At 68.0% G+C, this 7039-nt stretch carries 5 protein-coding genes; 1 reads left to right on the top strand and 4 read right to left on the bottom strand.

Annotation, left to right across the window (positions count from 1 at the left end; genetic code table 11):
• The first annotated feature begins 260 nt into the window (after positions 1-260).
• Positions 261-2696, top strand: coding sequence for a purple acid phosphatase family protein (locus tag CLV54_RS13560; protein WP_100345484.1), 2436 nt, complete (start codon positions 261-263; stop codon positions 2694-2696).
• Between the two features lie 108 nt (positions 2697-2804).
• On the opposite strand, the gene CLV54_RS13555 is transcribed toward CLV54_RS13560, so the two are convergent.
• The 4 genes from CLV54_RS13555 to CLV54_RS13540 are packed head-to-tail and all read right to left on the bottom strand — an operon-like array spanning position 2805 to position 6633.
• Positions 2805-3542, bottom strand: coding sequence for an HAD family hydrolase (locus CLV54_RS13555; protein WP_100345483.1), 738 nt, complete (start codon positions 3540-3542; stop codon positions 2805-2807).
• Between the two features lie 29 nt (positions 3543-3571).
• Entirely contained in the window at positions 3572-4579 is a 1008-nt protein-coding gene (trpS, locus tag CLV54_RS13550) for a tryptophan--tRNA ligase (protein WP_100345482.1), read from the bottom strand.
• Between the two features lie 29 nt (positions 4580-4608).
• A complete protein-coding gene (locus CLV54_RS13545) occupies positions 4609-5454 on the bottom strand; it encodes an exodeoxyribonuclease III (protein ID WP_100345481.1) in 846 nt (281 codons plus the stop codon).
• Between the two features lie 9 nt (positions 5455-5463).
• On the bottom strand, positions 5464-6633 hold the full coding sequence (locus CLV54_RS13540) for a YihY/virulence factor BrkB family protein (protein WP_100345480.1): 1170 nt from the start codon (positions 6631-6633) through the stop codon (positions 5464-5466).
• Positions 6634-7039: the final 406 nt, after the last annotated feature.

The following is a 7039-nucleotide window of genomic DNA, read 5'->3' as shown; positions in this document are numbered from 1 at the left end:
ACCCACCAGAACACCGGAAACAGGACAGGACCTCCGTCGTTTGTGGTTTAAAGCGGACTCAGAAGCGGAACGGATCAGAAACAGAACAGAGCCGCAGCCCGGAGTGGGGGTAGGGACGCGTGTACTGGACAGGTGTGGATCACCGAATGGCCCCGGACTGTCCACCGCTCATTCATACGGCATCCATAGCTTTGCCGCGCCGCGCGTGCACACGCACGTCGGCACGACTCCCGTCACGACGGGAAATCAAGGGAGGCCTCATGGAAAATGCACCAGTCGCGGGCACGCGCCCGCGCGAGAGAAGAAGACGTCTCATCACGGGCGCGATCGCCGCGCTCGGACTCGTCACCCTGTCCGCCGGTTTCCTCACGGTGGGCGCAACCAGCGCGGGGGCTGCCACCAGCTACCCCGACACGTTCCTGAGCACCGCGTCGACGACGTGGAAGTACTCGGACAACAACACCGATCCGGCCGCCGGCAACAGCGACCGCCTCGTCTGGACCAAGGCGGGCTTCGCCGACACCTCATGGAAGTCGGCGAAGGGCAGCTTCGGCGTCAAGAACGGTGGCACGAACATCGGTGCCGGCCTCACGATCGGCACGCGCCTCAACCAGTACATCAACGGCACGGCGTTCCCCGACGTGAAGACCTTCCACTTCCGTTCGAGCTTCGACCTCACCGCCGAGCAGCTCGCCGGTGTCGACGGCCTGCGCGCGACCATGACCTACGACGACGCCGTGCAGGTCTTCGTGAACGGCACCAAGGTCGCCGGATACGCCGACGCGCGTGTCGAGGCCGCCGTCGAGGCCGAACGCAACCTCGTCTACGCGGGCACCGGCGGTGGCGACCCCGTGTCCTCCTCGTTCACGATCCCTGCCACCGCCCTGCAGGCGGGCACGAACACGATCGCGATCGCCCTCTACCAGGATCGCGAGTCGAGCTCGGACGCCTACCTCGACGTCAAGACCCTGACCCCCGTGCTCAAGCCCACGGGCGGCCCGGTCCTCTCCGACATCATCCTCGGCGTGGCAGGCGACGAGACCCAGCGCAACCTCGCCTGGTACTCGTCGACGGACACGACCCAGGTCGCGCAGATCGGCCTCGCCTCGGGTGTCGTCGCCGGCGCGTTCCCCGCATCGTCGAGGACCGTCACGGCGACCGGCGGACCGACGACGAGCGGCGAGTTCAACCGCTTCGCGACCTTCACGGACCTGCAGGAGAACACTTCCTACGTGTACCGCGTGGGCTCCGAGGGCAACTGGTCGAGCATGTACTCGTTCCGCACGCAGGAGTTCGAGGGCGACTTCAACTTCCTCTTCTACGGCGACCCGCAGATCGGCTCCTCGGGCAACATCCCGAACGACACCGCGGGATGGGCCGACACCCTGGATGTCTCCACCACCGCGTACCCGGACGCCGAGCTGCTCTTCTCGGCCGGCGACCAGGTCGAGACAGCGGGCAACGAGAGCCACTACACCGCGTTCCTGCAGCCGGACGAGCTGCGTCAGATCCCGTTCGTCGCGACCAACGGAAACCACGACGTGGGCTCCAAGGCGTACGAGCAGCACTTCAACACCCCCAACACCGACCGCACGGCCGGCCCGGGGTCGAGCAGCGGCTCGGGTGGCGACTACTGGTTCATCCACAAGGGCGTCCTCTTCCTCGACATCAACTCGAACAGCCGCGACTACACCTCGCACACCCGCTGGATCCGCGACGTCGTCGCGGAGCACGGTGACGAGGCGAAGTGGAAGGTCATCGCGTTCCACCACTCGATCTACTCGGGTGGCCCGCACGCCACGGACGGCGACGTCGAAGACCGCCGCAACGTGCTTCCCACGCTGTTCTCCGAGCTCGGGTTCGACCTCGTGCTGCAGGGTCACGACCACAGCTACGCGCGCAGCTACCTGCTGCGCAACGGCGAGAAGGCGAATGCGGATGAGGCCGCCGGCGCCGACACGGTCACCGCGGGTCCCGGCGGGGTGCTGTACGTGACGGCGAACTCGGCATCGGGCTCGAAGTACTACGACCTCCAGTCGCAGGGCTTCTGGTGGCTCTCGGTCGCCAACCAGGAACGAGTGCGCAACTACAGCGCCATCGACATCACCGACGAGGAGATCACTGTCACCACGCTCCGCAGCCAGGCCAACGGCACCGACAAGCCGGTGAACAGCGTGGTCGACAAGGTCACGCTCAACCGCGCCGAGACCCCGGACGTCGACACCCAGCAGCTGCAGGTCACGGTTCCCCAGGCGGCGGCAGGCGAGTTCATCTGGGCCGTCGACGGAACCAACGGTCTCGTCGACCTCGGTACCGCCGTCGAGTCGGGCGACCACTACTCGGCCGAGGGCTCGATCAACCCGATCCGCGTGACGGACACCCGTCTGAACGGTCCGCAGTGGTCGATCTCGGCTCAGGTCAGCGACTTCACCTCGGGTGACGAGTCGTTCTCGGGCAAGTACCTCGGATGGACCCCGTCCGTCGTCGAGGCCGGCGGCGACGCCGTCGCCGGTGACAAGGTCGAGTCCGGCTTCGTCTCGGGCGACGGCCTCTCGGCCTCGTCGACCCTCGGTTCGGCCGCGACCGGTCACACCCGCGGCTCGGCCAAGCTCGGCGCAGGACTCGAGCTGGACATCCCCGTCGAGGTCACGGACGGAACGTACCAGGCCACGCTGACGCTCACCGCGCTCAGCTAGGCGAACGGCACGAGCAGGTCGGGGCGGGCACCAGCAGGTGCCCGCCCCGATCGTCTTCCCCGGTCGCTCCGTCGTTCTCCCGGCGGCTCACGGGGAAGGACGTCGGGCTCAGAGCCTGGCGAGCAGTGCGGGGAGCTCGGAGAGGCTCGCGATCCGCTGCACGCCGGCGGCCGCGGCATCCGCCCGCTCGTCGGCTGACGGCTCGACTCCGCGCCGGTTGATCCACACGCCCGCGAGGCCGGCGTGCGCGGCCCCGATCGCGTCGGTGCGCAGCCGGTCTCCCACGTACACCGCCGTGCTCGGGTCGACTCCGAACAGCGCGACGGCGTGTTCGAAGATCCGGCGGTCGGGCTTGGTCACGCCCAGCTCTCCCGAGGCCACGATGTGCTCGAGGCGCGGGCCGATCGCGACCCGTTCGATCTTGCCGAGCTGGTAGCCGAGCTCGCCGTTCGTGATCAGGCCGAAGCGCACGGCGGCATCGGCCTCGACGAGCGCGTCGAGCGCGGGCAGCGCGTCGTCGTGCAGTCGCCAGCCGCCGCGGTAGTGCGCGAGGTAGCTCTGGAACCAGTCGCTCGCCTCGGCATCAGCCAGCTCGACGCCGAGGCTCGCCGCGAAGTCGCGCGCGCGGGCCCGCCGCTGGCCCTCGAAGTCGAGCTCGCCGGCGAGATAGGAGTGGTAATGCTGCTCTTCGAGGCTGTTCCAGAGCGCGACTGAGCCGGACGCGTCCGCCCCCGCGTAGGCGCCGCCGAGCTCGCCGAGATAGCTCACGATGCCCGCGTCGACGGCCTCCCGATGGGCGAAGAGCGTGTCGTCGAGGTCGAAGAGGACGACCCGTGGCCTGCTCACAGCATCACCCCGTCTGCAGCCCGGCCCGCTCAGCCCCGGCGCAGCAGGCCGATGCGGTCGTAGACGGTCTGGAGGGTCTGATCGGCGATCTCCTGCGCGCGTGCCGCGTTGCCCGCGAGGATCCTGTCGAGCTCGGCCGGGTCGTCGAGCATCTCGAGCGTGCGGGCGCGGATCGGCTCGAAGACCGAGACGACGAGCTCGGCGAGGCCCTTCTTGAAGGCGCCGTAGCCGCTCGCGGCGAACTCGTCTTCGATCGAGTCGACGCTGCGCTCCGAGAGCACCGAGTAGATCGAGAGCAGATTCGAGACACCCGGCTTGGCCTCGCGGTCGAAACGCACCGAGGCGTCGTCGTCGGTGACGGCGCGCATGATCTTCTTCGCGGTGACGGAGGGCTCGTCGAGCAGCCAGATCACGCCCGCGTGCGACTCGGCCGACTTCGACATCTTCGCGGTGGGGTTCTGCAGGTCGTAGATCTTCGCGGTCTCGGTGAGGATACGCGCCTCGGGCAGCACGAAGGTGTCGCCGAAGCGCGAGTTGAAGCGTGTCGCGAGGTCGCGGGTGAGCTCGATGTGCTGCCGCTGGTCTTCGCCGACCGGAACGACCTCGGTGCGATAGAGCAGGATGTCGGCGGCCATGAGCACGGGGTAGGCGAAGAGCCCGACCGACGCGGCGTCGGCTCCCTGCTTGGCCGACTTGTCTTTGAACTGGGTCATACGCCCGGCCTCGCCGAAGCCCGTGATCGTGTTGAGCACCCAGGCGAGCTCGGCGTGGGCGGGAACGTGGGACTGCACGTAGAGCGTCGAGCGCGACGGGTCGATGCCGGCCGCGATGTACTGTGCCGCCGTGCGGCGGGTGTTCTCGCGCAGCTGGGCCGGATCCTGCGGAACCGTGATGGCGTGCAGGTCGACGATGGAGAAGAGGGCGTCGCATTCCTCCTGCATCCGCTTCCAGCTGAGCAGCGCGCCGATGTAGTTGCCGATCTGCAGGGAGTCGGAGGACGGCTGCATGCCCGAGTACAGGCGTGGTTTGTTCGTCATGAGGGGAGGGCTTTCGGTTCGTGAACGGATCAGAGGGCGTAGTCGACGACGACGGGAGCGTGGTCGGACCATCGCTCGTCGTAGGCGGCTGCGCGATCGATCGTGTAGTTCACGACGGATGCCGCGAGCTTCGGGGTCGCGAGGTGGTAGTCGATGCGCCATCCGGTGTCGTTGTCGAACGCCTGCCCGCGCTGCGACCACCAGGTGTAGGGGCCTTCGACCTCGCCGGCGACCTTGCGGCCGATGTCGATCCAGCCGAGGCCGGCGCCGTTGTTGTAGTCGGCCTCGTCTTCGGCCCCGACGAACTTGTCGAAGTAGGCCCGCTCTTCGGGCAGGAAACCGGCGCGCTTGACGTTGCCGCGCCAGTTCTTGATGTCGAGCGTACGGTGGCCCACGTTGAGGTCGCCGACGATGAGTGCGCGCTCGTTGTGCTCGGCGAGCTCGGGCAGCCGCTCGAGCATCGCGTCGAGGAACTTGTACTTCTCGACCTGCTTGGGGGTGTCTGCCTCGCCCGAGTTCACGTAGGTGCTCACGACGGTCACGATCGTGCCGTCGACGTCGAAGTCTGCTTCGAGCCAGCGCCCGGCGCTGTCGAAGTCGTCGGGGCCGAGCTCGACCCGGTGGATGGCGGCCTTCGACCGGCTCGCGAGCGCGACGCCGGCGCGGCCCTTGGCCGTCGCGGGGTCGTGGAGGATGTTCCACTCCTCGCCGAGCAGCCCCACGAGGTCGTCGGTCGACGCCCGCACCTCTTGAATGGCGAGGATGTCGACGTCGCGCCGGGCGAGCCAGTCGCCCATGCCCTTGCGGTATGCGGCCCGGACGCCGTTGGTGTTGACGGAGGCGATGCGGAGCGGTTTCGATGACGACGGAGGCATGATCGGATTCTACCGGGAGGCCTCCGACACCCGGGAGTCCCCTCCTGTGCCCGAGGCGCCCGGTCGCCCGGAGGCGTCGTCCTGCTGGGATGTCTCGGGGTCGAGCTCCTCGAGAGCGGCGCGGGCCCGTTCGAGCCGGCGTCCCGTGCGCAGCCGCCGGAACCCTCGGGCCCGGTCGTAGGCGGCCTGGGCGTCGCGCAGCTCGGCGCGCGCGACCACGAGCCGGGCCTCGTGCTCCTGGGCGGCCCGGGTGGCGGCACGCTCCTCGTCGCTCAGCTCGAGGGGCGAGATGCCGGCATCCTGCATTCCGACGGCGATCCACGACGCCGCGAGCAGGGTGATGGTGCTCACGAGGTTGAACCAGATGAGAAGCCCGATGAAGACGGCGAAGCTCGCGAGCAGAGGATTTCTCGAGGCGCCGCCGAGCAGGAGGCCGCCGAGGACCTGGATGGCGCCGAGCGCGAGGCCGCCGAGAAGGGCCCCGACGAGGAGACGGCGCAGGGGGATCGCGACCCGGGAGAGCACCCGGAACATCACGGCCAGCACGAGAGTGTTGATCACGAACACGATGAGGAGGCCGGTGAACCGCCCGGCCACGAGGCCGCCGACGGAGTCGTCGATGCCGATGAGTCCCAGCAGCCAGTTGAGGAGCTGGGTGGTGACGACGGACAGAACCGCCGAGATGGCGAGCACGAGGCCGAAGGCGACGCCCAGGCCCAGATCGACGGCCTTCGCCAGCACGAAGTTCGTGGTGTCCTTGGGCATGCCGAAGATGGCCCGGATCGCGAGGCGCAGAAAGGAGAGCCAGCCGAGCGCCGTCCAGAGCAGGCCGACGAGGGCGATGACGCCCGTCCAGCCGAGGGCCGTCGAGAGCCCGTCGAGCTGCTCGGGCTTGATGATGCCGTCGTCGCCGATCAGCCCGGGGATCGTGCGGTTGATGATGTCGAGGAGGGCGTTCTCGATCTCGGGGTTGGCGATGAGCCAGAACCCCGCGATCGAGAAGGCGACGAAGATCGCGGCGAAGACGGCGAAGACGGCCTGGTACGACATGCCGGAGGCGAGCAGATTGCCGTTGATGTCGGTGTAGTGCGTGAAGACGCGCACCGGGCGCAGCGACATGACCCATCCGACCGTCCGCGCGATGACCCCCGGTCGTCCGGGCTGTTTCCCCTCGGTCATCCCCTCAGCCTATCGATCAGCCGCGGGCGCCGCGGGGGCTTGATTTCCTCGCCGATCGGGGACATCGCAATTGTTCGTTCGTCGTTTTGGCGTTGAGGCTTCCTCATCAGAAACTTTTCTGACATACTGGCCAGGCTCGGACCCGAACTGAGCAGGCCTTACCCGAAATTTGGCTGAACCCTAGCATCCAACAGATTTGGCATACCCGAATGTCCGTCTCGTTTACCCGTAGTTCAGTGCGCCCAAAAACCCCTAGAAATGGGCGCCGCAACCGATTCGCCGCTCGTCGCAACGACCTCGCCCCACGGGCGAGGCGCCTGCGTCGCCGGATCGATCTCGCCCTCGCGAGCGTCTCGATAGCCGCTCTTATGGCCATCGGTCTGCCCACGACGGCTTTCGCGGCAGA

Origin of the sequence: Compostimonas suwonensis, assembly GCF_002797855.1 — a bacterium.
GTDB lineage: Bacteria > Actinomycetota > Actinomycetes > Actinomycetales > Microbacteriaceae > Compostimonas > Compostimonas suwonensis.
Note: the sequence above shows the minus strand (reverse complement) of the source record. Positions and strands in the feature narration are given on the sequence as shown.

Coding starts and splice junctions, on each gene's coding strand:
- CLV54_RS13560 (WP_100345484.1), top strand. CDS start 261: ATGGAAAATGCACCAGTCGCGGGCACGCGCCCGCGCGAGAGAAGAAGA.
- trpS (WP_100345482.1), bottom strand. CDS start 4,579: ATGACGAACAAACCACGCCTGTACTCGGGCATGCAGCCGTCCTCCGAC.
- CLV54_RS13545 (WP_100345481.1), bottom strand. CDS start 5,454: ATGCCTCCGTCGTCATCGAAACCGCTCCGCATCGCCTCCGTCAACACC.
- CLV54_RS13540 (WP_100345480.1), bottom strand. CDS start 6,633: ATGACCGAGGGGAAACAGCCCGGACGACCGGGGGTCATCGCGCGGACG.